The sequence below is a fragment of the Sphingobium sp. FW306-1B-F04DB genome (assembly GCF_058781925.1).
Genome location: NZ_JBYSXE010000004.1, coordinates 72,301 through 96,355, shown reverse-complemented (window position 1 = coordinate 96,355; position 24,055 = coordinate 72,301). Strand labels below are relative to the sequence as shown.

Sequence of the window (24,055 nt, the reverse complement as noted above, 5' to 3'; positions counted from 1 at the left end):
GCACCTCAGGAATAATATTCCTTGTACTGCCCGAAATAGAGGCCAGCATCACCGAAGCCTGAGCGCGCCTGCTCGCGAACATCGACGCGACTGAGTGCGACGCCCGCGACGTGCGCCCCGACCGCCTCGAGATTCTTGAGCGCGATCTCGGCCGCCTTGGCGGGCGTCTTGCGCCACTGAACGAGCATCAGCACCGTATCGGCGAGCGACGAAAGCACGCGGCCTTCGGCGACGGGCAGCACCGGCGCGGTATCGAGCACGACAAAGTCGAAGCGGTGGCGAAGCTCCTCGAGCACGCGGCGCATCGCATCCGAGCCAAGCATGTCGAACGGCACCTCGCTGCCGGGGCGCTGCGCGATGCACCAGGCACCCGAGGCCTCGTCGCGGATCAGCGCCTCGTCGAGCGACGCGCGGCCTTCGACGACATCGGCAAGGCCCGCGGGGATCGCATCCGACATCAGCTTGGATGTGGCGCGGCGGCGGGAGTCACAATCGACCAGCACCGTGCGCGAGCCCGAAAGCGCGGCCGTGCGCGCAAGGCAGATCGCGGCGCTGGTCTTGCCTTCGCCGGGGAGTGCCGAAGTGATTGCGACGATCTTCACCTCGCGCGCGGCGGGGGCGAAGAGCAGCGAAGTCTTGAGTGCGCGGAACGCCTCGGCAAAGGCCGATCGCGGATGGTCAAGCACGAACTGCGGCGGCCAGCGCGTGGCACCGCGCAGCTTGCGCGCCTCGGGGAGCGTATCCAGTTCGGGAATCGAGCCGAGCGCGGGCACCTCGAGCCGCTTTTCGACCGCGTCGGCGGTGCGCAGCCCGCTTTCGAAGTACTGCATGAGGAGCGTGATCGCGATTGAGCCCGCGATCGCGCCGACCACGGCGATGCCGAGGAAGATAAGCGGGTTGGGCGACATCGGTATCACGGGCACCTGCGCGCGCGAGACCTGCTGCGCTCCGCTGGTCTCGGTGCCCTGGCGCGCCACCGCTTCCTTGTAGCGGTCGAGGAAGGCGCGATAGAGCACACGTGCGGATTCGGCATTGCGTTCGAGCTCGCTCAGCCGGACCGCAGCCCTGGTATCGGATGCGAGCCGCCCCTCGACACCGCCGATCGAACCCGCGATCGACGAGGTGCGCTGGCTCGCCACGCGCGCTTCGGTGGTGAGGCTCGCGACGACGCGGTCAACCTCGCCCTGGATCTGGTTGTCGATATCCTTGAGCTGGCTTTGCGCCTTGATCAGGTCGGGGTGTCTGGGGCCGTATTTGGTCGAAAGATTGGCGACTTCGGTGCTGATCTGCGCGCGCTGGGCGCGCAGGGCCGACACGACCTGCGAGTTGAGCGCCTCGCCCAACGTGTCTCCGCCGCCGCCACGCGCGATCTGTGACTGCGCGGTGTTGAGCCGCGCCTGCGCGGCCGCCTGTTGCGCGCGCGCCTCTGAAAGCTGCGTGTTAAGCGTCGAAAGTTCCTGCTGCGTCACCGAGCTGACATCCGACGCGGCGAACAGGCCGTTCGATGCGCGATACTGGGCGACCGCGGCCTCAGCGCCGAGAACCTGCCCGCGCAGCTGCTCGAGCCGCGAGGCGAGCAGCGTCGCGGCGCGCTTTGATGCCCCCGATTCCTCGTCGAGATTGGCCTGGATGTATTGGTCGATGACGGCATTCGCGACATTGGCGGCCATCCGGGGATCGCTGGAAGCATAGGTAACGGCGATCGCATAGGAGACCCCCTCGCGCTTCACCTCCAGCTGCGAATTGAGGATGCGGATCGCGCGATCGCGCGTCGCGACCGTCTGCGCGGGCTGGCCGTCGGGATTGAATTCCTCGTTCTGCGTGAGCTTCAGCGCATCCACCACGCGCCCCGCGATCGCAGGCGATTGCAACACCTGCACCGCGGTATCGACCGAAGGGGAGTCGGTCGCGAGCGGCTCGGCAGCGTTGCCCGTCGGGATCAGTTCCTGCGATTGACGCTCGACGACCATCGTCGCGGTCGCGACATAGCGCGGGTCGGAGATGATATAGAGCAAAGCGGTAAGCGCGAACGATATCAGCGTGACGATCGCGATCGGTATGATCTGCTTGCGTATCGCGCGACCCATCGCGCGCAGGTCGAGCAGCTCCCCGCTATCGTCGCGTACGGGAACGATCCGGCCTTCGCTGGGGACGGGAACGAGACGGTTCATTGCTGAGCTCCCAACTGCGTGCGCGAGGAAACAATGCGGAAAACGCGTGAGAACACCAAGCTATCAGACCCTTTTCACCGAGCGGTAGATGCCGTGACGCAGTCGCGTCGGCATCAGCCGCAGTCCCTCGATCAAGAGGTACAGCCCAACACCCTCGGGCAGGTAAAGGTTCCGTGCAAAAGTTGGTGGTATCCGGTCTCCCTTGAACGAAAAGCGTGCATACAGGCCGATTTGCTGGTTTATGAGACGGCGCAGCAAGGCGCGTTCCGCCGCATTTGCCCCACGCATCATCGCGCGCGCGGTCTCGACCACGATCGGCAGAGTATCAGGATTCGTCTTTTTGCTCACCTTGTTGTCAGAGTCGCGGTGGAACTCGGCGGATGGGCGCGCAACATAGGTGAAGGGCGCGATCGCCACCGCGCGCAACCAGAGGTCCTTGTCGCCGCCGCGCACACCCTTGCCCGCGGGAAACAGCCCGGCGCGCATCAGCACGTCGCGGCGAAAGGCCGATGCGCCGGTCCAGATCGGGCAGTCGCGCGTGTCGAGCCAGAGCCGGATGAAGTCGGCGAGCGACGCGCTGCGCCCTTCCGAGGCCGCGAGCAGCGCGGGCATGTTGGAGGGTTCGCGGCGATCCGCATAGACATGCTCGTAGCGCGTCGACACACAGCCCACCTCGGGCAATTGCGCGATCGCCGCGGCGATATCGGCGAGATGCGTCGGCGCCCAGATATCGTCGGCGTCGAGAAAGGCGATCCAGTCACCCCTGGCCTCCTCGATCCCGAGGTTGCGTGCCGCATAGCCACCCGGTCCCGGCGTATCGCGCGAAAGAAGCCGTACGCGTGGATCGCGGATTGCGGCGATGATCTCCGCGCTGCCGTCGGTAGAGGCATCGTCGATCAGGATCACCTCGTGCGGGGAGCGCGTCTGGGTGAGCGCGCTGGCGACGCTGTCGGCGACATGACGCGCCTTGTTGTGGACCGGGATGATTACGGAGAAGCGCGGTTCGGTCATTTTACCCCATTTTTTGCAATGGCGAAGGCGATCCGTTGGAAATCGCCGACGAGTTGAAATTTTCGTTCGGAAACAGTCGCTTTTCCGCGATTTAATACGGCCTTGCCTATTTTGTGTGCAACGCAGCATGAAGCCGCCTGTCCGTCCTGTGGAACGACCTGACGCGGATTGAGTTTCATCGCTTCGTACAGCGCCAGGGGGCGATGTGTAAAAAGCGTAGAAGGATAATGAATGACGCCCCGACCCGTTCGCACGCGGATCCTCGTCGTCAGCATGGCCGATGCCGCCGAACGCAGGCGCGTGTTTGCCGCGGGCGCCGCCGGCGCGGGCGTGGAATGGCAGTTCTTTGATGCGTGGGACCGGCTGCATCCCGGGCTCTCCTATCTGGAGGACGAAGCGATCGTCGCCAAGGGGCGACCGCTCAGGAAAGGCGAGATCGGTTGCTATTCGAGCCATTACGCGCTCTGGCAGCAGCTGCTCGGCGACGATGGCGCCGATCAATATATCGTCCTCGAGGACGATGTGATCGTCGACTGGGATTATCTGGCGCGCTTTGCCGCAGCCGATCATCGCGCTGCGGGACATGACTATATCCGGCTCTATTACAAGAAGCCCGCGCCCAGCCGCGTGATGCAGAAGGACTTCATCTGCCGCGCGACCTGGCTGACCGAGGTGTCGGGCTATTGCTTCGGTACGCAGGGTTATCTGGTGACGAAGGCAGGGGCGGCACGGCTCGCCGCACATTGCGCGACGGTGCGCCGACCAATCGACGACGAGATGGATCGCAGCTGGGTGCATGGCGTACCTAATCTCGCGGTGTTTCCCTTTCCGCTGATGGAGCGCAAGGTGGAGAGCGGCATCGGCCTGCAGCGCTTCGAGGGCTTCCCGGTGCCGCGGCGGCTGAAGCTGCAGCGCTTCGTCGCGCGGACGCGCGAGCGTGCGGGCTATCAGCTGTTTGGCCGCCGCCGCTTTCGCTTCCAGCGCTGAGGGACGTAGGCAAAAATGGCTGAACGCGACCCCCAGATCGGTGTCGAGACCGCGCGCGGCTTCGGTGCCGAACTGCGCAAGAAGACCTCAAGCTCGATCGGCTGGACGATCGCGCGACAGGTGAGCGACCAGATCTTTTCCTTCCTCGTTTTCGTGATGCTCGCCCGGCTGCTCAGCAAGGAAGCTGTCGGCATCTTCGCCATGGCCTATGTCTTTGCGGAGGTCGGCCGGATCATTGCGACGGGCGGGCTGATGCAGATCATCGCGCGCGCACAGGCGGTGGACGCAAAACTCAAGGACACGATCTTCTGGAGCAACATGGCGATCGCGATTGTCTATGTCGCGCTCGTCTGGATCGCGGCGCCCTGGATCGCGGGCTGGATCGAACAGCCCGGCCTTGTCGATCCACTGCGCGCGCTGGCCTTCGTCCTGCCGATCAACGCGCTGGGCGGAACGCACATGGCGCTGCGCCTGCGCGAATTCGGGCACAAGACGATCGCATTGAGGTCGCTTTTCGCGGGGCTGATCGGTGGCGGTGCTGCGGTCGCGGCGGCCTTTGCCGGGGCGGGGATATGGGCGCTCGTGATCCAGCGCGCGCTGACCGAGACGATCAGCACCGTGCTCGCCTGGGCATCCTATCGCTGGATGCCCGGCCGTGCCTTCAGCTGGAAACAGGCGAAGCACAATCTTGGTTTTGGCGGCAATCTGACGATCGCGCAGCTCATCTTCCTGATGATGGTGCGCGTGCAGGACCTGCTGATCGGCGCCAATCTCGGCGCGGCGGCGGTGGGCACCTATCGCATTGCCTGGCGTTCCAACGAGATCTTCGCCAATGGCGCGATCCAGCCCTTCGCCTCGGTCGGGTTGCAGACCTATTCGCAGTTGCAGCACGATGCCGACGGGCTGCGCCAGGCCTATCGCTCGATGCTCGGCATCTGTTCGGCGATCTCCTTCCCCGCGCTGGTCGGCTTCGGCGTCCTCGCGCCCGAGGTCGTGCCGCTCGTGTTCGGCGCGAAATGGGCGCAGGCGGGCCATCTGGCGCAGGTCTTCGCGGTGATCGCGGTGCCCTATACACTCAACTATTTTGCCTCGCCGCTGCTGACCGCGATGGGCAACAGCCGCCGCCAGCGCACGCTCGCGGTGGTCCAGCTGCTCGCGACGATCCTGCTGACATGGCTTGCGCTCCCCTTCGGCCTGATGGCGGTCGCCATCGCCTATGTCGTGCGGTCCTATCTGACGCTGCCGCTCCAGATCCGCTTCCTGACGCAGTCCACGCCGATCCGGCTGCGCGATACCGTCGCCGCGGTGCGTGCGCCCTTCATCGCATCGAGCGCGATGGGCGTGCTGCTCTGGGGCGGGCTCGCCATGGTGCAGACGCACGGCTGGATCGCGATCGCCGCAGCGGTGCCGCTCGGCGGGCTCTTCTATCTCGGCGCGCTTGCGCTGCTGTCTCCCTTCCACCGCCAGCTCGCCATGAAGCTGCTCACCCGAAAAAGGCTCGTCCAACCATGACCCAAACGCTGACCGCCCGGCCCGCAACGCGCGACGCGCTGATCGCCGACCTGAAGCGCAGCATCGATGCGCAGCTGCTGCCGCTGCTCGACGAGCGGCCCTTTGCGCTGATCGACTATCCCGACCACAGCAATGTCGGGGATTCGGCGATCTGGCTGGGTGAAACCGCCTTTTTCGGGAAACATGGCCGCCAGCCCGCCTATGCCAGCACGCTCAAGAACCACGCGTCCGACGAGATGGCGGAGGCGATCGGGGGGGGCACGATCTTCCTGCACGGTGGCGGTAATTTTGGCACGATCTGGAAGGCGCACCAGGATTTCCGGATAGAGATCATGCGGCGCTTTCCCGACAACCCGGTCGTCCAGCTGCCGCAATCGATCCACTTCGCGTCCGAGGAGTCGATCGAGGAAACCGCGCGCGCGATCGAGGCGCATGGCCGCTTCACGCTGATGGTGCGCGACGTCCCTTCGCTCGAACTCGCGCGCCGGCATTTCCAGTGCGAGGTGCTGCTCGCGCCCGACATGGCCTTCTACATGGGCGCGCTCGATCGCGGGCCGCCCACGCACGACATCTTCTACCTGATGCGCACCGATCTCGAAAAGGCGGTGGCGGGGCAGGTGCGCTCGGGCGGTCGCTCGATCGCGGTCGCCGACTGGCTGGCCGAGGATCGCATGCCGATCCGCTTGTCGCTGGCCGCGTCGAAGCTGCTGACGCTGGCCGACAATCCGCGCACGGCGCGCGTCAAGACCTATGAACGGCTGGCGCGCACGCGGCTCGACCGCGGCATCGACATGCTCTCCTCGGGACGCGTGGTGGTGACCGACCGTCTGCACGGGCACATCATGTCGACGCTGCTCGACGTGCCGCACGTCGCGCTCGACAACAGCTATCGCAAGCTCGGCAATTTCATCGACGCCTGGACCATCGGCTTCGCGCGGCTGCGCACCTCGCAGGCGCTGGACGAGGCCGCCGCGCTCGCCGACGAACTGATCCGGCGCACCGGCCGATGAAGATCGCGGTGACCGGCCTCCGCGGGATCCCCGGCGTGATGGGCGGCGTCGAGACGCATTGCGAGGAGATGCTGCCGCGCGTGAAGCATATCGCGCCCGATGCCGAGATCACCGTGTTCGCGCGCGCGCCCTATGTTTCCGAGCCGCGTTATGCCTTTCGCGGGGTCGAGGTGATCGCGGTGGCGTCACCCAGGTCGGTTTCGCTCGAAGCGATCGTCTCGACCTTCAACGCGATCCTCGCCGCCCGGCGCGCGGGTGTGGATGTGATCCATATCCACGCGATCGGCCCCGCGCTGCTCGCACCGATGGCGCGGCTGCTGGGCCTGCGCGTCGTCGTCACGCATCATGGCGAGGATTACAACCGCGCCAAATGGGGGCGGTTCGCGCGCATCATGCTGAGGCTCGGCGAACGCTGGGGGACGGGCTGGGCGAACCGCGTGATCGCTGTCTCACCCTCGCTGGCCGAGCGGCTGCGCCGCAAATATCCCGCCGCCGCGCAGCGCATCGCCTATATCCCCAATGGCGCCCCCGAATTGCCCTCGGGCGCGACGGGCACGCTCGCGCGGCTGGGCGTAGCGCCGCAGGACTATCTGCTCGCGGTCGGCCGGCTTGTGCCCGAAAAGGGACTGCACGACCTGATCGACGCGCATGCGCGCGCCGGCGATCGGCGCAAGCTGGTGATCGCAGGCGGCGCGGATCATGCCAGCCCCTATTCGCGCGCGCTGCTCGAACGCGCGAGCGACCGCGTGATCTTCGCGGGGCTCCAGGATCGCGCCAACCTGCGCGTGCTCTATGAAAATGCCGCGCTGTTCGTGATGCCCTCCTATCACGAGGGGCTCCCCATCGCCGCACTCGAGGCTGCCTCCTGCGCAACGCCGATGCTATTGAGCGACATCCAGCCCAACCGCGATCTGGGCCTGGGCGAGGCGCATTATTTCCCGGTGGGTGATGTCGATGCGCTCGCCGCGGCGCTCGCCCGCCCGTCGAACCATTTCGCGGTCGACGCCGCGAGCTTCCGCGAACGCTTCGACTGGGATGCGATCGCGCTCAGCACCTCGGAAATCTATCGCGCCGCTGCGGCGTGATGCTGACGTTCAATCCTCCCCGGTCCGGGGAGGTGGCTGCCCGTAGGGCTGACAGAGGGGCTGCACTGAATTGGCGGGTGTCGCGCCAGCCCCTCCACCACGCTTCGCGTGGTTCCCCTCCCCGTACCGGGGAGGATCTGGACGGCACCACCCCATCGGCCGCCGTTCGCCGTATCTAGTCGCCCGCCAGCGGTGTCAGAACGCGTTCTTGTGGACTACTACGCCGAAGGTGCGGACCAGGATCGCGATGTCGAGCCATAGCGACCAGTCGCGGACATATTCGAGGTCGGCGGCGAGCCGGTTCTCGAGGTCGCTGGTGTGCAGCGTCGCGCCGCGAAAGCCGCGCACCTGGGCGAGCCCCGTCAGGCCCGGCAGACAGGCGTGGCGCAGCCAGTAATTGCGGTCGATGTCCCAGAACAGCTTGCTGCTCGCGGTCGATCCCAGCGCGTGCGGCCGCGGCCCGACCAGGCTCATATTGCCGATCAGCACGTTGAACAGCTGGGGCAGTTCGTCGATGCTGGTCGCGCGTATGAAGCGGCCGACGCGCGTGATGCGATCGTCGTCGCGGCTGGCCGAGGTCTTGCCCGTTGCGTCGGTCAGCTCGGCGCGCATCGAACGGAACTTGTACATGCGGAACAACCGGTTGCCGTGGCCGAGGCGCTGTTGGACGAACAGGACAGGGCCGGGGCTCTCGAACCGGATTGCGAGCGCGACGAACACAAGCAGCGGCATCAGGAAGAGCAGCGCCGGAATGACGATCATGAGGTCGAGCAGCCGCTTCAGCGTCAGGTCGAACATGCTGAGCGGCCGGATATGATCGGGATCGACCGTGGCGCCGAGATTCCCCCGCAGCAGCGCGTCGATATCGGTGCGAACCTCGCCCGCCACCGCGGCGCCTTTCAGCACCAGCGTCCAGTCGTGCTCGCGCTCGGGCGGGCAGGCGACGGTGACGCGATCGACGCTGCGCAGCAGCGTGCCCAGCCGGTCGAGCATCAACGGATCGGAGATGTCGGGCCGGATACCGAATTCCTCGGCGCGCAGCGTCGCCTGGCCGGGGGTCGGGATGTGCGGCACCCCGTCGACGATCGTCAGTTCGCTCACCGGATTGTCGTCGAGCACGCGCCGCGCGATCCGGTCGGAGATCGCGCGCGCGCCGACGAGCAACAGCGCGCCCGTACCGAGCGCGGTGGTGATGAAGGCGGGGTGATGCTCGCGTAGCAGCGAAAGGCCGTACAGCATGAACACGATCAGCGCGGAGGCGGCCAGCAGTGACATGATTGCGCGCATCGTGCCGCGCAGGCGGTCGGTCAGCGCGTCGAGCACATAGGCGCGGTTGTTGAGCGCGATCCCGGTGAAGACGGGGAGAACGAGCCCGGCGAGCTTGAGACCGGGCGAAGCGAGCGGATTGTCGAGAATGAAGAGATTGGCGGCAAGGAAGCCGAGCAGCACCGCACCCGCATCGAACAGCACCATCGAGGCATAAATGCCCATCCTGCGCGATTTTTTCGTAAGGGTGAACGGCGCCGGCGTCAGCAATGCTGGCGCAACAAAGGGTTTGCCCTGTACCGAGCCGACTGGGGCGTTCATTACAGCTCCTAACGCTAACTACACCGTTAAGGCGGTTATGACCGATCCTCTCCCAGACCCGATCAAGACTTGCCTATTTATGCTGCAACGCAACTACGGCGCGACGCACGGAATTCTTTTTGGGAGGAATTGATGCAAATCACTTTCAACTCGCCCTTTTTCCCGTATCCGCCCCAGCCCTCGCCAATTTGCAACCCGTCGAGAACCCCGCCTGTCCCTAAGGGTTCCGCCGGCAAGAGGCAGAATGTGCATCCGGTGCGATCAGACACTTCTCCCGGGCCGAAATTGCATTTTCGTTCAAGGAACTGTTAGCCGTCACGAGCATTTCCTGACGCGCTGCAGCATCGCGGCTAAGGGAGACCCGCTTGACCAACGATAATGTTGAACGACCACGTCCCAACCGCTTCCGCCAGATCCGTGCGCTGATCGCCTCGGACCTGTATCGTTATGCGGGAAGGACGGGCACCAAGGCCTTTCTGCGCCACTATTTTTTCACGCCCGGATTCAAATATACGACGGTGATGCGGCTGTGCGGCTATCTGAAGCAGCACAAGCCGCTCAAATGGACGCTCTATCCGCCCTTCAAGCTGCTGCTGCTGCGCTACCGTTACAAATACGGGATTGCGATCCCCGAATATACGCGGATCGGGCCGGGCTTTTTCATCAACCGTTTCGGTAACATCATGGTCAATGGCGACGCGGTGATCGGCGCCAATTGCAATATCACGCATGGCGCGATGCTCGGGCAGATGAACCGGGGCCCCAAAGCGGGATCGCCGATACTGGGCGACGAGGTCTTCCTCGCCGCGGGGTGCAAGGTGATCGGGCGCATCCATCTGGGCGACCGGTCGGCGGTCGGCGCCAATGCGGTGGTGACCAAGGACGTGCCCGACGATGGCGTCGTCGGCGGGATCCCCGCCAAGCTGCTCTCAACCAACGGCTCGGAAGGCTACATCAACCGCCGCGTCGATCCCGATATCAGCAAGGGCTTTCGCCCGGCCTCGGCCTAGAAGTAGCGCTCGGCGATGCGGATCGTGTCGCCGGGCATTACGGGCACCGATCCGTTGAGCCTGAGTTCGCGCTCGGCGCTTTCGCCCGCGCGCTTGAGGAAGAGCTTCTTCTGCTGCGCGCGATAGGTGAAGCCCTCGGCCTTGGCGATGACGGCGAGCGCGGTCATGCCGGGGACATAGGTATATTCGCCGGGCTTGTTGACCTCGCCCAGGACATAAACGGGCTTGTAGGCCTTCACCTCAACGGTCACGCGCGGGTTGACCAGAAAGCCGTCGGAAAGCCTGGTCTGGATCGCCGTTTCGAGCTGCTGCGCGGTGCTGCCCGCGGCGGGTATCGCACCGATCAGCGGGAAGGAGAGGCTGCCATCGGCACCGATCGCGAATTCGCCGGTCAGCGTCGGCTCGCCAAAGGTGGTGATCCTGAGCGCCTCACCCGGGCTCAGCGCGTAGGCCGGCACCGACTTGTCGGTGGTCGGGGGGGCGGGTTGCTGCGCCGTGGCGGCCGCCAGGGGAAGGGCGATCGCTGCCCCATAGCCAAGAACGCGAATACGCAACGACATCAAACACTCCTCAAACGGGCGCGGGGACGCAGCGCCCCCGGCAGGCGCAAAAATGCCGCGGCGGCGATCGGGTTCCATCGGGCGTGGCGATACCGCCAAAGATCGCGATGAAGCGCATGATTTGGGAGCGATAGGGCCGCCGCTTCGCCATTGGCCCTTGCGCGAGGCCGCCCATCGCGGCAACGGGTTGCGCGACCCGCTCCATGCACCGTCAGGAAAGCGCATCGATGTTCGAACAGTTGAAGCCGCAGCCCGCCGACTCCCTGTTGTCGCTGATCAAGCTCTACAATGCCGATCCGCGCGCGACCAAAATCGATCTCGGGGTTGGCGTCTATCGCGACGAGACCGGCGGCACGCCCGTTTTCGCGGCGGTCAAGGCGGCCGAGCGCAAGCTGATTGAGGAGCAGAACAGCAAGGCCTATCTGGGGCCCGAGGGCGATGTCGGCTTCGTTGCAGCCGTACGCGAGCTGGCGCTGGACGGTGCGGTTGCGGCCGATCGCGTCGCGGGGCTGCAGACGCCCGGCGGCACGGGTGCGCTCCGGCTCGCGATCGAACTCGTCGTGCGCAACCTGCCCGAGACGACCTTCTGGGTCGGCACGCCGACCTGGCCCGTCCATATGTCGATCCTGAACGGGCTCGGCGCCAGGGTGCGCAGCTACGAGCATTTCGACGTGAAGCGCCAGGCGCTCAACGCCGATGCGCTGCTGTCGGCTGCGCGCGAGGCGGGGAAGGGCGACATCTTCCTGCTTCATGGCTGCTGCCACAATCCGACGGGCGCGGATCTCGGGTTCGAGCATTGGCAGGCGTTGGCCGGGATCCTGTCCGCCAATGGCGGCGTGCCGCTGGTCGACCTTGCCTATCACGGGCTGGGGGAGAGCCTCGACGCGGACGCGGCGGGTGCGCGTCATCTGCTGGCGGCGGTGCCCGAGGCGCTGGTCGCCTATAGCTGCGACAAGAATTTCGGCGTCTATCGGGAGCGCACCGGCGCGGTCTTCGCGATCGCGGCCGATGCAGCCGGAGCCGAGGTCACGGGGTCCAACCTCGCGACGATCGCGCGCAACAATTGGTCGATGCCGCCCGATCACGGCGCGGCGGTGGCGCGGATCATCCTGACCGACACCGCACTCAAGGCGCAGTGGCACGCCGAGCTTCAGCACATGCAGGCGCGGCTGGGGCAGATTCGCCAACGCCTCGCGGCGTGTGGCAGGGCGGGTGACGTCGACCTCGCGCCGCTTGGCGGGCAGCGCGGCATGTTCGGCACGCTGCCGCTCTCGCCTGCGGCGATTGCGGCGCTGCGCGAGCGCCACGGCGTCTATATGGCAGGCACCGGCCGCATCAACATCGCGGGGCTTGCCGAGCGTGACTGCGACCGCTTCGCGGCGGCGCTCGGCGACGTCGCGGGACTCTGACGCTTAGACCCCGCGCCCGATCGCGGTCTTCAGCAGCGCGTGCTGCTTGCGATAGAGGTTGGTCATCGCCGCGAAATCCGCCTGGACCTGGCCCATCTTGAGCAACTGGTCCTCGATCGTGACATTGTTGCCGTCGGGCTTGGTCTCGCTGGTGTCGTTGTCGAGGACGATGCCGCTGCCCCCTTGTGGCGGCGTTGCGCCGAGCGCGGCCATGCCGCTGGTAATTTGGATGCGCGGCCGGCCGACACGGGGCTTGCCCTCACGGGTGGCCTGGGCCTCAAGCAAGGCGGAGAAATCGGGGGCCTCAACCTCTTTCGCCTTGAATTTCGGCGTCTCGCCATTGGCGATGTTCTCGGCGATGACGCGCTGGCGCTGCGCCAGATGCTTCATCTGCAGGTGGATGCCCTGCATCAGAGGGGTGGTCGTCGTCATCTTGTATCTCCTTACGCGCCGCCGAGGCGGTCGAGCGCGGCCTGATAATTGGCGAGCTGGGCCTGCTGATAAGGCGATCCCTTGCCGCCGACCGTCCCGTTGACGAGCGCTTCCTTGGTCGGGTCCCAATAGAGCGATCGGTACGCGGTCTGGGTCATCGAGAGCGCCTCCTTGATCTTGCCCAGCGCGGCCGCGGCGTCGGGGGCGCTGTTCAGGTTGAGCGCGGTCGAAAGCCCGAGCCCGTAATTGCCGCCGGGACGGACCTTGGGATCGTCGGGGCCGGGGAGCGGCGGGACATTTAGCTTGGTGGCGGTAAGTCCGAGCTTGCCCAGCGCATCCTTGCCCTTGGCGCCGGCAATGAGTTCGACCGGATAGCCCTGCCTGGCCGTGATCTGCAGCGTCACCTTGCCGTCGACCTTGGGCGCGGTGACCGTCACGTTCTTGCCGGCGATCTTGCGAATCTTCTCGGCGAGCGTGGCGAGCGTGTCGTCGGCGGCGATCGTGATCTTCTTTTCCTTGCCGTCGCCGATCCGGATGCTGAATTCGTCACCCGCGCGCAGCGTCGTCTGCGCGGCAAGGCTGACCGAACTGTTCGCATTGATCTGCCCGCGGTGGAGACCGAGCGCGCCGAGCGCGGTGCTTCCCCCGCTCGCCGCCGCGATCCGCACCGGTTCGGCGCGGTGCGAAGCGCGGCCGAACTGGTTGATATCCTCGATCGCGCCGGTCGCGGTGTCGATTCGGCCGACAAAGCCGTCGACCGCGCCCGTCCGCGCGCCGTCGAGCGCGCCCGTCGTACGGCCGCCGACATAGAGCTCGCCGTTCATGAAGGTGACGCTGTCGAGCTGGTCGTCGTCGGCCGATCCGACATAGGTCGTGCTCATGCCCGAAAGCCCCGCGTCGATACGTGTGACGAAGCCGTCGCGCCCGCCGCTGATTGCATTGACCTGGGTTCCGCCCAGCGCGGTCGTGGTCGCGCCGACGACCGCGATTTCGCCCGAGGCGGATACCGCGATCGCGCGGGCATCCGCATTGCCGAGGCTCAGCTGGCCAAGGTCGGTGGCAAGCGCGCCGCTGTCGAGCCGGCGCAATTTGGCGGTACCGTTCTCCTTGGTAAGCGCGAGCAGTTCGCCCGATCCGTCGACCGCGAGCGCGGTCACGCCGTCCGCGCCCCCGCTGTCGATCGCACGGCGCTGCTGCAGCTTGCCGGTGGTGTCGAGCCGCGCGACGAACGCGTCGCCCCCGCCGCTCGCCGATTTGCCGCCGACATAGATCGCGCCGTCACTGCCGACGGTCACGGCGGTCGCGGTGTCGTCGCCAAGGCCGCGTACCGTGGTCGCGAACATTTCATCGCCATCGGCGTCGAAGCGCGCGACCAGCATGTCCTTGTCGCTGCCGAGGCTACCGTTGAACGGGCCCTTTACCGTGCCCGCGACGACGACCTCGCCATTGGGGGCGATGCTGACCGCGGCACCCTCCGCCTCACCCGCCACGCCCAGCGTGCGCTGCCAGACGACCCGGCCCTCGCTGTCGACCTTGGTGAGAAAAAGGTCGTTGCCGCCGTCGGAGAGATTAGTGCCCAGATCGCCCGCGGTGGTGCCGACGACATAGCTGAACCCCTGCGCGTCGGTCGCGATCGCGCGGGCGTTGGTGGCGGCAAATACTGTCGGGGGAGTCCCCTTGCTGTCCTTGCCGCCGGGTTTGGCCTGCCCCGCCTTCTCGGTCGCGGCGCGGTCGATGGCGTTGATCGTGCTCAGCGTCACGCGCGTGCTGCCGCCCGCAGGGTCGTCGATGCGGAACATCTGCGCCGAGGTCGGCGCATCGAGGCCGGTGAGACCGCTCACGACCATCAGGGCATCCTTCGCGCCGACCTGGTCCATCGAGAGGCGTTCGCTTCCCGGCGTGCTGATGACGAAGCCCCAGCTGTCGCCGTTCTTTTCCACCGAGACGCGCGACTGCCAGCGCGGTATCGGGTTGCCGCTGCCGTCGGTCACCGGATCGCCGTTGGCATCGCGCATCGGCACCGCGGCGATCGCGCTGTTGATCGCCGCCGCGACCGAATCGAGCGTGGGCGGCTGGGGCGTGGTCGACAGATCAACGGTGATGCTGTCCGAAACGCCGCCATTGCGCGCCAGGTCGATCTTGAAGACCTCGTTGCCCGTCAGGCCCGGAATTGCGTTGCCACGCGTCTGCAATACGCCCTTGCCGATGGTCGTGCCATTGTCGGCGGGATTGAGCGGTACGGACTTCACGCCGCGCGACGGTTGGCCAAAGGCGAGATTGAGCAGGTCGCCGTCCGCCTGGCCCAGATAGCCCTGCAGGTCCGCCATGCCCTTGGCGAACGCGGCCTCCAGCGATTTGCGCTCGGCGGCTGAGGTGCCCGACTTGGCGGCGCTGTCGGCAAGCAGCCGCAGCCGGTCGAGCGCCTTGTATGCGGTGAACGCGGTCTGCACATCGTTCAGCGATTCCAGCGACTGGCTTTGCTGCTTGTCTATGATCGAGCGCATGTTCTTGATCGCCGCGATCTGTGACGACATGGGCGCGCGTGGCGGCGGCTGTTGCCAGGGCGGGGTGGTGGGCGGCGTCGTAAAGGCCTTCTTGGCCAGGATGACCGCGGCGCTGTCGAGGTTGGCGCTCGAGAAAAGGCCAAGATAGCTGTTGCTGCCCGACAACATGCTCAGGCCGATCAGGCCGGTCGATAAATTTGTCACCAAACTCGCCTCCACGCGCCGGTCCGCCCGGTCTTCTCCTATAAGATAGAGGGAATGCGGCCCCCACGGGCCCGAATGCGCTAATATTTTGGGGAACGGTGCATGAGCGTAATGACGCCGGTGGGCGAGCCGCCGGAACTGAAGAAATATTCGGGGGTGCAGCGCGCCGCGGCGCTGATGCTCGCGCTGGGACGCGAGCACGGTGCGCCGATCTGGGACCAGCTCTCCACCGACGAGATCAAGGAACTGTCGTCGTGTATTGCCGGTCTCGGGCGCATTTCCGCGACCGTGGTCGAGCATCTGCTCATCCAGTTCTCGGGCGAGGTATCGAGCATGTCGTCGCTCCACGGCTCGTTCGAAACGACCGAGAGGCTGCTCGAGGGCATATTGCCGGCCGATCGCGTCAAGGAGATCATGGAGGATATCCGCGGTCCTTCGGGCCGGACCATGTGGGACAAGCTCTCCAATGTCAGCGAGAGCGTGCTCGCGGGCTATCTCAAGAACGAATATCCCCAGACCGTGGCGGTGATCCTGCACAAGCTGCGTTCGGACCATGCCGCGCGCGTGCTCGCCGAACTGCCGCAGGAACTCGCGACCGATGTCGTGATGCGGATGCTGCGCATGGACACGGTGCAGAAGGACGTGATCCTGCAGGTCGAGCAGACGCTGAAGAGCGAGTTCATGACCAACCTTGCGCGTGCGCAGCGCCGCGATCCGCACGAGGCGATGGCCGAGGTCTTCAACGCGCTCGACCGGTCGACCGAGGAGGCGATGCTGACCGCTCTTGATGTGCGCGCGCCGGAATCGGCCGAGCGGATCCGCGCGCTGATGTTTACCTTCGAGGATCTGGCCAACCTGCTGCCTGTCGCGATCCAGACGATCGTCCGAAACTGCAACAAGCGCGAACTCGCACTGGCGCTCAAGGGCGCCCCCGAGGAGATGAAGCAGATCTTCTTCGCAGGGATGACCGAGCGTGCCGCCAAGCTGATGCGCGACGACATGGCGGCGATGGGGCCGGTGCGCGCGCGCGAGTGCGAAGAGGCGCAGACCAATCTTGTGCGTCTCGCCAAGTCGCTCGGCGATCGCGGCGAGATCATGCTCGTCGATCCAAAGAGCGATGATGCGATGATTTACTAGGGCACTTCCCGAAAAAGTGGGAACCGGTTTTTCGATCGGGAAGTGACCAAAATATTGACTCTAGGCGGCAATGCGCCGCCGGAATTGAAAGGTCGATGATGGAGGCCGCCATCCACGTAAAGCCATTCGGGTTCGATCGCGTTTTCCGGTTCGCATCGAGCGAGCCGGTCGCCGCGAACAATGCCGAACTGCTCAAGCAGATCACGGCATTGCAGACCGAGCTGGACCAGCTGTCCGCGACACAACAGGCAGAGCTCGCCAGGGCGCGTGCCGATGGCTTCGAGGCGGGGCTGGTGCAGGCGCGAAGCGAGCGCGACGCGGCATTGCTTGCGGCGGCCGATGCGCTGCACGCCTCGCTCGACGATATCGATGCGCGTCTTTCGGCAAACGCGGACTCGATGGTGCGCGATGCCGCCGAGATCGCGCTTGCCGCAGCGGATGTGCTCGCCGGATTCGCGGTCGACAAGGCGCCGGGGCGCGCGATCGACGAGGCGCTCGGCCGGGTTCTCGATCAGGTCGGGCGCGGCGCCCGGCTCAGCATACGCGCCAACCCCGCATTGGCGGGCGATATCGAACGGCTGGTTGCGGCACGCGCGCGGCAGGAACGGCGCACATTGCACATGACCGTTGTCGCCGACGAGGCGGTCGCGGTCGGCGATGCCGTGATCTTCTGGGACGAAGGCGGCCTGGCCGTCGACGCCGCCGCGCGCCGCTCTGCGGTGCTTGCCGAACTTGGCGCGCTCCTTCGCGACGTACGCGACGCATAAAAACTTCGACCCGGCAAGAGTTGCCTAGCCCGATCATCCTATAATGAAACAGCAAGGGCAGGGGGCCCTTGTTGTCAGGTTCACGAGGCTTGCCTTGAACGGATTGCGGAATTTGATGACGCAGCTCGGGCCGCGCCGACTGATGATCATGGGCGGCGTCGCGCTGGCCCTGCTCGTCGGGATCGGCGTACTCGCGCTCAGAAGCCCATCATCTGAGATGGGATTTCTCTACACCGAGCTCGATCCAGCGCAGGCGCAGTCGATCACCGAGAAGCTGAGCGCGCAGGGCGTACCCTTCCAGCTTTCGAGCGATGGCACCTCGATCATGGCGCCAACCGAAAAGCTGGCGGAACTGCGCATGGCGATGGCGTCGGAGCGTCTGGGCGGCAAGATCGGCTATGATGTGCTCGATGCCGAGGAGCCCTTCGGCATATCCTCGTCCCGCGCGAAGATGAACGAAACGCGCGCGATCGAAGGCGAGTTGTCCCGTTCGATCGAGAGCCTCGAGCGCGTATCCAGAGCGCGCGTCCATATCGTTATGCCCGAGCGGGCGATGTTTGCCGCGGAACCGCGCAAGGCAACCGCCGCGGTGACGGTCAAGACCAATGGCCGGCTGACCGGTGAGACGGTGCAGGCGATCCGTTATCTGGTGTCGTCCTCAGTGCCCGAACTCTCGCCCGAAAGCGTGTCGATCGTCGACCAGTCGGGCGCATTGCTGGCGCGTGCGGGCGAGGGTGGCGGTGCGGTTTCGTCGGAGATCGAGGAACGCCAGGCGGCGGTCGAGGGGCGGCTGCGCCAGCAGATCGAAGCGCTGGTCGAGCCGATCGTCGGCGCGGGCAAGGTCCGCGCGGAGGTGTCGGCGGTGCTTGATCGCGACCAGACGCGCGAAGAGGCCGAGGTCTTCGACCCCGACACGCAGGTGATCCAGCATCAGGTGACGGTCGAGTCTAGCGACCAGAGCGACGAGAATGCCGCAGGCGCGGACGGCGTCACCGTCGGCGCGCAGCTTCCCGAGAATGAGCGCGCGATCAATGGTATCGGCGGGGATACGCGCCGTTCCGCGCGCAACGAATCCTCGGAAGACATCACTTTCCAGAACAGCAGCAAGAAGACCGTCAGCGTCCAGACGCCGGGCAAGATCAACCGGCTCACCGTCGCTGTCATGGTCGATGGCGGCGCAAAGGGATTGCCCCAGCCGCAGATCCAGCGTCTGACGCGCCTTGTCGAAAATGCGGTGGGCTTCGACGCCGAACGCGGCGACAGCGTGGTCGTCGAAAGCATGGCCTTCGCCGCTTCCGACGACGCCGCAACCAGCGACAGCGCGCTGCCCTTCGGCCTGACCACCGATCAGCTGTTCGACATGCTCAAGCTGCTCGTGCTTGCCGGTGTCGTACTGTTCGCGGTGCGGATGCTGCGTCCCAAGCCTGCGCTGCCCGAACCCATGGTTGAGGGTGGCGAACTGATCACGGCCACCAGTGCCGAGGATCTCGAGATGCTGTCGCTCGCCCAGCGCGCGGCCGATGGCGACGAGGAGGCGATGAAGCAGCTCGAGGCGATGCGCGAAGGCGACGTCCCGCTGCTCGATCAGGAGATCGCGCTGGCCCAGGTCGATGGTCGCATCAAGCTGTCCGCGCTCAAGCGCATCGGTGACGCGATTGCCACCAGCCCCGCCGAGTCCGCCTCGGTGATCCGCCAATGGATGAACGCATGAGAGAAGACATGATGACAAATGATGCCGAACCGCGCCAGCTCGCGCCCACGCACTTTGCGTCGGAGAACTCCGATGCCGAGGATTTCAACGAAACGCCGAACTGGACGTCCGATCGCCCGTCGGCGCCGCCGACCGCCGACGATCTGAACGCCGTTTTCGACGTGCCCGTCAAGGTGCAGGCGGTGCTCGGCCGGTCGCGCATGGATATCGGGGAGCTGCTCAAGCTCAAGCCCGGCCATGTCGTCGAACTCGACCGTCGTGTGGGCGAGCCCGTCGACATCTTCGTGAACAACCGGCTGATCGCGCGCGGCGAGGTCGTGCTGATCGACAGCGCGCTGGGCGTCACGCTCACCGAAATCGTGCGGCAGGATCGTTGACGGCGATGTCCCTCCATGACCCGATCAACATCCCCGAGGTCCTTGCGCGGTTGCGGGGCGATCTCATGCCGGCCCCCCAACTGGACGGGCTGATTGAAGGACTGGTGGGGCGCACCGTCGCCGATGTCGAGCGCGCGCTGATCCTCCAGACACTCGCCCATTGCCGGGGCAACCGGACATCGGCCTCGATCATGCTCGGCATCTCCGTGCGTACGATGCGCAACAAGCTGCGGAGCTTCATCGAGGACGGCATCCCCGTCTCGCCCGCACTGTAACCGAAGACATTCGGAGCAATCCATGCCAACCCAGCTAGACCAGTTGCTGAAGAGGCTCGGGCCGGGGCGGGACCTCGCGCTCGCGATGAGTGTGATCGCGATCATCGCGATGCTCATCCTGCCGATGCCGGGCTGGTTGCTCGATCTCGGCCTTGCCTTGTCGATCACCGCTTCGGTGCTGATCCTGATGACCGCGCTGTTCATCGACAAGCCGCTCCAGCTTTCGAGTTTTCCGACGATCCTGCTGATCGTGACGATGCTGCGGCTCGGCCTCAACCTCGCCTCGACGCGGCTGATCCTGGGGCATGGGCATGAGGGGCATCATGCGGCGGGTGGCGTGATCGCGGCGTTCGGCGAATTCCTGATCGGCGGCGAGACCGTGATCGGCCTCACCGTCTTCATGATCCTGATCGTCATCAACTTCGTGGTCATCACCAAGGGCGCGGGGCGTATCGCCGAGGTCGGCGCGCGTTTCAGCCTCGACGCGATGCCGGGCAAGCAGATGGCGATCGACGCCGATCTTTCGGCGGGGATGATCACCGAGGTCGAGGCGCGCGCGCGTCGCAGCGAGATCGAGGCTGAAAGCGGCTTTTATGGCGCGATGGATGGTGCCTCCAAATTCGTGAAGGGCGACGCGATCGCCGCGCTGCTGATCACCGGCATCAACATCGTCGTCGGGCTGATCGTCGGGGTCGTCATCCACGGCGTGCCCTTTGGCGATGCGTTCCACACCTATACGATGCTGACGGTGGGGGAGGGGCTGGTAAGCCAGATTCCCGCGCTGATCGTCTCGACCGCGGCGGGCCTGCTCGTCTCCAAGGGTGGCGTTGCCGGCAAGACCGGGGCGGCGCTCGGCGAGCAGCTCGGGCGCTATCCCAAGGCCTTCGGCATCGTCGCATTCCTGTTGATCGCGCTCGCGCTGGTGCCGGGGCTGCCCTTCCTTCCCTTTGCGATACTCGGCGGCGCCTGCGCCTGGCTGGCATGGAAGATGTCGCAAAACGCCGAGGCCGAGGAGGCGAAGGCGCGGCTCGAAGAGGCGATCGCGCAGCAGCAGGCGGGGCCGGCCGAGGAACCGATCGCGCGCACGCTGTCGATCGACGCGGTCCGCATCGAGCTTGGCTATGCACTGCTTCCGTTGATCAATGACACGAGTTCGGATCCGCGGCTCGACGACCAGGTGCGTGCGCTCCGCCGCCAGATGGCGATCGACTTCGGCTTCGTGCTGCCCGCGGTGCGCATCCTCGACAACATGGCGCTCAAGGCCAACGAATATGTCGTCTATGTCAAGGAAACCGAGACCGCGCGCGGCGAGATCCGGCTCGACAAGCTGCTCGTCATCAATCCCGCGGGCGGCAATGTCGGGCTGGTCGGCGAAGAGACGCGCGAGCCCGTGTTCAACCTCCCCGCGCTGTGGATCGATCGAGACCTGCGCGACGAGGCGGGGTTCCGCGGGCTCACCGTGGTCGATTGCGGCACCGTGATCACCACGCATCTCACCGAGATCGTGAAGGACAATATTGCCGATCTTCTGTCGTACAGCGAGACGCAGAAGCTGCTGACCGAAGTGCACAAGGAATCGGAAAAGCTCGTCGGCGACATCATCCCGTCCAAGATCTCGATTTCCGGCGTGCAGCGCATCCTGCAGAATCTGCTGACCGAGGGTGTGTCGATCCGCGACGTCCCGACGATCCTCGAGGGCATCGCCGAGGCATCGGCCTTCACCCAGAACCTCACGCAGATGACCGAGCATGTCCGCAGCCGGCTCGCCCGGCAGATATCGGCGCAGCAGCAGCACGATGGCGCAATCCCGATCGTCACGCTGGCACCGCGCTGGGACAATGAGTTCGCCGAGAGCATCATGGGGCAGGGCGACGACCGCCACCTCGCCATGGCGCCGTCGAGCCTGCAGGGCTTCATCGCCGCGGTCCGCGAGACATATGACAAGCTGGCGTCGGAGGGCGAGATTCCCTGCATGCTGACGAGCCCGGCGATCCGGCCGTTCGTCCGTTCGATCATCGAACGCGTCCGGCCCGCCACGGTGGTGCTGTCGCAGAACGAGATTCATGCGCGTGCGCGCATCCGGACGCTCGGAACAATCGGCTGATCACGCCACCCGGCGATCATTCGTCCTATAATGACATTGAAAAGGGCGCGCTGCGTCGAGGGGAAAGAACCGGTTGATGAACATCTCGATGATCCCGACCTTTGCGGCGCCACAGCGCCCGACCGATATGCCGATGGCCACGGCCTTGCCGGGTTTCGGCGACCTGCTCGATGGCGCGGTCGCGGATTTCGCGACGATGAGGGCTTCCGAAAGCGGGATCGGACAGGGCGCGCCCGCACCGCTGCTGGCGACAGCGGCGAGCGGACTCGGCGCACCGGCGATGCCCGAAGGCGAAATGGTGCTGCAAGCTCAGCCCGTGGCCACGCCCCAAACGGCCGCGCTGGCTGCAGAGGCGGCGGCCCTTCCCGCAATGCCCACGCCGCCAGCCCCGGATGGCGCGCCAGACGCGGCAGCGCAGCCGTTGTTCGAAAGTGGTCCGCGCGCGGACCTGCCCGCGGAGCAGGGCAAGATGCCGACGCCGGCGGAGCATCCGGATTCGGGCCATGGCTCAAAGCCCACACAGCTCGGCATGCCCGCACCCGCGACGGGCGAAGATCAGCTTGCGCTCAACCTTGTCGCCGCGCCGATCAAGCCGCTGCCTGAGGAAGCGTCGCAACAGCCGCCCGCACCCGGTACGGGCAGCGAAGAACAGAATGTCGAACTTCCGGTCCCAACACTCCCGGAAGCTGCGCGTCCGGCCCAGGCCGGGCCGGACGCGATTATGCCCCAGATTGCTCCGGTGGCGACGCCAATGGCAGCATCGCCCGCACCGCTCGACCAAGCGGTCATGCCGTCTGTTGATAGCGACGGCGCGGAGCAGCCGGCTGCGCCCAAAACCGAAGTCGCCGTTGCGGCCGCCACCCACGACGCCGCCGATGCCACCGGACCGATGGGCGGCGAGCGGCCGTCGCAGGCGCTTCCCTCGTCGCTTTTCAGTCAGACACTGGCCAGCCAAGCAGCCCGGCCCGTGGAACAACCGTATCCAGCCGCGGCGCCGCATGTACCGCATCAGCCCGTGATCACAGCGCAACCCGGCCAGATCGGGCGTGACATGGGCGTGGAGATCGCGCGGCAGGTTGCAGCGGGTAAGGAAGAGGTGCTCATTCGCCTCGATCCCGCCGAAATGGGGCGGATCGACGTCCGCCTGTCGTTCGATCGCGAGGGCAGCCTTCGCGCGGTCATGGTGGCGGATAGCCCCGTGGCGCTCGACATGCTGCGGCGCGAAGCGGGCGATCTATCACGCGCGCTCGCCGATGCTGGCGTGCGCGCCGATCCGCAGTCCTTCCGCTTCGACAGCCGCGGCGGCGAGGCGGGCCAGTCGGGGCACCGCGGCCAGCAAGGCGGCGATGCGCGCGGCGGACAGGGCGGCCTTGCGCAGAATGGCCGCGATGGCGCTGCCGACGAACCCGCCTACCAGTCGCTCCGCACGAGCGGCCGCGTGGACCTGATGGCATAAGGATTCGATATCATGACGACGATTACCGGCACCGAGGGCGCGCAGGGCGCCAATGCCGCGGCCCCGCCGCCCAAGACGACGATCGCGGCCGATTTCAACATGTTCCTCAAGCTGCTGACCGCGCAGATGCAGAACCAGGATCCGCTCGATCCAATGGACTCGTCCGAATATACCCAGCAGCTCGTGCAATATTCGCAGGTCGAGCAGTCGATCCAGCAGACCGCCAAGCTCGAGGATATTCTGGCGCGGATCGCCTCGCAGGACATGGCGCAGGCATCGAACTTCATAGGTCGCGAGGCGCGCTTCGATTCCCCGGTCGCAGGGCTCGGCACGGATCCTGCGAAATGGACCTATTTTGCGGCGCGCGAACCCAAGTCGATCGTCGCGACGGTGAAGGACGCGAACGGCAATGTCGTCAGCGAAACCAAGATCGATCCGAAGGCACAGGGTAAATATTCCTGGGACGGGACCAAGAAGGACGGGACGCGTGCTGCGGAGGGCGCCTATACCTTGTCGATGACCGCGCTCGACGCCGATGGCAAGGCCATCCCCGTCACGATCAACTCGGTCGCGACCGTCAAGGACGTGGTCACCGACGGCTCCAACGTGATGCTTGGCGTCAACGGCATCCGCATGCCGCTGAGCGGGCTTGTGGCGATCTCCGCCGTTTCCTGACCAGCCTGTCCCGTTACGCTTTTTTGCCCCGCGTCGGCGTCAGCCGGCGCGGGGTTCCGGTTTTGGCGGAC

At 65.9% G+C, this 24,055-nt stretch carries 21 protein-coding genes; 14 read left to right on the top strand and 7 right to left on the bottom strand.

Annotated features, from left to right (window positions below; translation table 11 throughout):
- Positions 1-5: 5 nt before the first annotated feature.
- From AC3WJD_RS04070 to AC3WJD_RS04060, 3 genes are all read right to left on the bottom strand, one after another.
- On the bottom strand, positions 6-2,171 hold the full coding sequence (locus tag AC3WJD_RS04070) for a GumC family protein (protein ID WP_492744766.1): 2,166 nt from the start codon (positions 2,169-2,171) through the stop codon (positions 6-8).
- 63 nt (positions 2,172-2,234) lie between these two features.
- Positions 2,235-3,182, bottom strand: a complete 948-nt coding sequence (locus tag AC3WJD_RS04065) for a glycosyltransferase family 2 protein (RefSeq protein WP_492744764.1) — start codon at positions 3,180-3,182, stop codon at positions 2,235-2,237.
- The gene (locus tag AC3WJD_RS04060; protein WP_492744762.1) at positions 3,179-3,361 is read right to left on the bottom strand and encodes a hypothetical protein; all 183 of its coding nucleotides are present in this window, start codon (positions 3,359-3,361) and stop codon (positions 3,179-3,181) included. The genes AC3WJD_RS04065 and AC3WJD_RS04060 overlap by 4 nt, the downstream gene beginning before the upstream one ends.
- A gap of 52 nt (positions 3,362-3,413) precedes the next feature.
- Here AC3WJD_RS04060 and AC3WJD_RS04055 point away from each other — a divergent pair, with 52 nt between their 5' ends.
- The 4 genes from AC3WJD_RS04055 to AC3WJD_RS04040 are packed head-to-tail and all read left to right on the top strand — an operon-like array spanning position 3,414 to position 7,776.
- Positions 3,414-4,169, top strand: a complete 756-nt coding sequence (locus tag AC3WJD_RS04055) for a glycosyltransferase family 25 protein (protein ID WP_492744760.1) — start codon at positions 3,414-3,416, stop codon at positions 4,167-4,169.
- Positions 4,170-4,184: 15 nt separating this feature from the next.
- Positions 4,185-5,681 carry a lipopolysaccharide biosynthesis protein gene (locus AC3WJD_RS04050; RefSeq protein ID WP_492744758.1) on the top strand — a complete coding sequence of 499 codons (1,497 nt, stop codon included), beginning with the start codon at positions 4,185-4,187 and terminating at the stop codon, positions 5,679-5,681.
- Entirely contained in the window at positions 5,678-6,691 is a 1,014-nt protein-coding gene (locus AC3WJD_RS04045) for a polysaccharide pyruvyl transferase family protein (protein WP_492744756.1), read from the top strand. Before AC3WJD_RS04050 ends, AC3WJD_RS04045 begins: the two co-directional genes overlap by 4 nt.
- The gene (locus tag AC3WJD_RS04040) at positions 6,688-7,776 is read left to right on the top strand and encodes a glycosyltransferase family 4 protein (RefSeq protein WP_492744754.1); all 1,089 of its coding nucleotides are present in this window, start codon (positions 6,688-6,690) and stop codon (positions 7,774-7,776) included. The genes AC3WJD_RS04045 and AC3WJD_RS04040 overlap by 4 nt, the downstream gene beginning before the upstream one ends.
- A 195-nt stretch (positions 7,777-7,971) precedes the next feature.
- Here AC3WJD_RS04040 and AC3WJD_RS04035 read toward each other — a convergent pair whose 3' ends face one another.
- Complete coding sequence (locus AC3WJD_RS04035; RefSeq protein WP_492744752.1) at positions 7,972-9,363, bottom strand: sugar transferase; 1,392 nt, start codon at positions 9,361-9,363, stop codon at positions 7,972-7,974.
- 365 nt (positions 9,364-9,728) lie between these two features.
- Here AC3WJD_RS04035 and AC3WJD_RS04030 point away from each other — a divergent pair, with 365 nt between their 5' ends.
- Positions 9,729-10,373 carry a serine O-acetyltransferase gene (locus tag AC3WJD_RS04030; RefSeq protein WP_492744750.1) on the top strand — a complete coding sequence of 215 codons (645 nt, stop codon included), beginning with the start codon at positions 9,729-9,731 and terminating at the stop codon, positions 10,371-10,373.
- On the opposite strand, the gene AC3WJD_RS04025 is transcribed toward AC3WJD_RS04030, so the two are convergent.
- Positions 10,370-10,933, bottom strand: a complete 564-nt coding sequence (locus AC3WJD_RS04025; RefSeq protein ID WP_492744748.1) for a polysaccharide biosynthesis/export family protein — start codon at positions 10,931-10,933, stop codon at positions 10,370-10,372. The two genes, AC3WJD_RS04030 and AC3WJD_RS04025, sit on opposite strands and share 4 nt — an antisense overlap.
- Positions 10,934-11,160: 227 nt before the next feature.
- On the opposite strand from AC3WJD_RS04025, the gene AC3WJD_RS04020 reads away from it, so the two are divergent.
- On the top strand, positions 11,161-12,342 hold the full coding sequence (locus AC3WJD_RS04020) for an amino acid aminotransferase (protein ID WP_492744746.1): 1,182 nt from the start codon (positions 11,161-11,163) through the stop codon (positions 12,340-12,342).
- A gap of 3 nt (positions 12,343-12,345) precedes the next feature.
- Here the strand turns inward: AC3WJD_RS04020 and AC3WJD_RS04015 are convergent, their stop codons facing one another.
- Complete coding sequence (locus AC3WJD_RS04015) at positions 12,346-12,774, bottom strand: flagellar biosynthesis protein FlgB (protein WP_492744745.1); 429 nt, start codon at positions 12,772-12,774, stop codon at positions 12,346-12,348.
- 11 nt (positions 12,775-12,785) lie between these two features.
- Positions 12,786-15,482 (bottom strand): NHL repeat-containing protein, encoded by a 2,697-nt coding sequence (locus tag AC3WJD_RS04010; RefSeq protein WP_492744743.1) that lies wholly within the window; start codon positions 15,480-15,482, stop codon positions 12,786-12,788.
- Positions 15,483-15,584: 102 nt separating this feature from the next.
- On the opposite strand from AC3WJD_RS04010, the gene fliG reads away from it, so the two are divergent.
- From fliG to AC3WJD_RS03970, 8 genes are all read left to right on the top strand, one after another.
- On the top strand, positions 15,585-16,619 hold the full coding sequence (gene fliG / locus AC3WJD_RS04005) for a flagellar motor switch protein FliG (RefSeq protein WP_492744741.1): 1,035 nt from the start codon (positions 15,585-15,587) through the stop codon (positions 16,617-16,619).
- Positions 16,620-16,714: 95 nt separating this feature from the next.
- Positions 16,715-17,386, top strand: a complete 672-nt coding sequence (locus AC3WJD_RS04000; protein WP_492744739.1) for a FliH/SctL family protein — start codon at positions 16,715-16,717, stop codon at positions 17,384-17,386.
- Positions 17,387-17,501: 115 nt separating this feature from the next.
- Positions 17,502-19,097 (top strand): flagellar basal-body MS-ring/collar protein FliF, encoded by a 1,596-nt coding sequence (gene fliF, locus AC3WJD_RS03995; RefSeq protein ID WP_492744737.1) that lies wholly within the window; start codon positions 17,502-17,504, stop codon positions 19,095-19,097.
- An 11-nt stretch (positions 19,098-19,108) separates the two neighbouring features.
- Positions 19,109-19,474: a flagellar motor switch protein FliN gene (gene fliN, locus AC3WJD_RS03990; RefSeq protein WP_492744846.1), complete on the top strand. Its 366-nt coding sequence runs from the start codon at positions 19,109-19,111 to the stop codon at positions 19,472-19,474.
- A gap of 5 nt (positions 19,475-19,479) precedes the next feature.
- Positions 19,480-19,749, top strand: a complete 270-nt coding sequence (locus tag AC3WJD_RS03985; protein WP_492744735.1) for a helix-turn-helix domain-containing protein — start codon at positions 19,480-19,482, stop codon at positions 19,747-19,749.
- 22 nt (positions 19,750-19,771) lie between these two features.
- On the top strand, positions 19,772-21,853 hold the full coding sequence (flhA, locus tag AC3WJD_RS03980) for a flagellar biosynthesis protein FlhA (protein WP_492744733.1): 2,082 nt from the start codon (positions 19,772-19,774) through the stop codon (positions 21,851-21,853).
- A gap of 76 nt (positions 21,854-21,929) precedes the next feature.
- Positions 21,930-23,309, top strand: coding sequence for a flagellar hook-length control protein FliK (locus AC3WJD_RS03975; RefSeq protein WP_492744731.1), 1,380 nt, complete (start codon positions 21,930-21,932; stop codon positions 23,307-23,309).
- 12 nt (positions 23,310-23,321) lie between these two features.
- Complete coding sequence (locus AC3WJD_RS03970; RefSeq protein WP_492744730.1) at positions 23,322-23,984, top strand: flagellar hook assembly protein FlgD; 663 nt, start codon at positions 23,322-23,324, stop codon at positions 23,982-23,984.
- Positions 23,985-24,055: the final 71 nt, after the last annotated feature.

Bases quoted from the DNA above. Each gene is read 5' to 3' on its own strand.
- AC3WJD_RS04070 (WP_492744766.1), bottom strand. From the start codon at position 2,171: ATGAACCGTCTCGTTCCCGTCCCCAGCGAAGGCCGGATCGTTCCCGTA.
- AC3WJD_RS04065 (WP_492744764.1), bottom strand. From the start codon at position 3,182: ATGACCGAACCGCGCTTCTCCGTAATCATCCCGGTCCACAACAAGGCG.
- AC3WJD_RS04060 (WP_492744762.1), bottom strand. From the start codon at position 3,361: ATGAAACTCAATCCGCGTCAGGTCGTTCCACAGGACGGACAGGCGGCT.
- AC3WJD_RS04055 (WP_492744760.1), top strand. From the start codon at position 3,414: ATGACGCCCCGACCCGTTCGCACGCGGATCCTCGTCGTCAGCATGGCC.
- AC3WJD_RS04050 (WP_492744758.1), top strand. From the start codon at position 4,185: ATGGCTGAACGCGACCCCCAGATCGGTGTCGAGACCGCGCGCGGCTTC.
- AC3WJD_RS04045 (WP_492744756.1), top strand. From the start codon at position 5,678: ATGACCCAAACGCTGACCGCCCGGCCCGCAACGCGCGACGCGCTGATC.
- AC3WJD_RS04040 (WP_492744754.1), top strand. From the start codon at position 6,688: ATGAAGATCGCGGTGACCGGCCTCCGCGGGATCCCCGGCGTGATGGGC.
- AC3WJD_RS04035 (WP_492744752.1), bottom strand. From the start codon at position 9,363: ATGAACGCCCCAGTCGGCTCGGTACAGGGCAAACCCTTTGTTGCGCCA.
- AC3WJD_RS04025 (WP_492744748.1), bottom strand. From the start codon at position 10,933: ATGTCGTTGCGTATTCGCGTTCTTGGCTATGGGGCAGCGATCGCCCTT.
- AC3WJD_RS04020 (WP_492744746.1), top strand. From the start codon at position 11,161: ATGTTCGAACAGTTGAAGCCGCAGCCCGCCGACTCCCTGTTGTCGCTG.
- AC3WJD_RS04015 (WP_492744745.1), bottom strand. From the start codon at position 12,774: ATGACGACGACCACCCCTCTGATGCAGGGCATCCACCTGCAGATGAAG.
- fliG (WP_492744741.1), top strand. From the start codon at position 15,585: ATGAGCGTAATGACGCCGGTGGGCGAGCCGCCGGAACTGAAGAAATAT.
- AC3WJD_RS04000 (WP_492744739.1), top strand. From the start codon at position 16,715: ATGATGGAGGCCGCCATCCACGTAAAGCCATTCGGGTTCGATCGCGTT.
- fliF (WP_492744737.1), top strand. From the start codon at position 17,502: ATGACGCAGCTCGGGCCGCGCCGACTGATGATCATGGGCGGCGTCGCG.
- fliN (WP_492744846.1), top strand. From the start codon at position 19,109: ATGACAAATGATGCCGAACCGCGCCAGCTCGCGCCCACGCACTTTGCG.
- AC3WJD_RS03985 (WP_492744735.1), top strand. From the start codon at position 19,480: ATGTCCCTCCATGACCCGATCAACATCCCCGAGGTCCTTGCGCGGTTG.
- flhA (WP_492744733.1), top strand. From the start codon at position 19,772: ATGCCAACCCAGCTAGACCAGTTGCTGAAGAGGCTCGGGCCGGGGCGG.
- AC3WJD_RS03975 (WP_492744731.1), top strand. From the start codon at position 21,930: ATGAACATCTCGATGATCCCGACCTTTGCGGCGCCACAGCGCCCGACC.
- AC3WJD_RS03970 (WP_492744730.1), top strand. From the start codon at position 23,322: ATGACGACGATTACCGGCACCGAGGGCGCGCAGGGCGCCAATGCCGCG.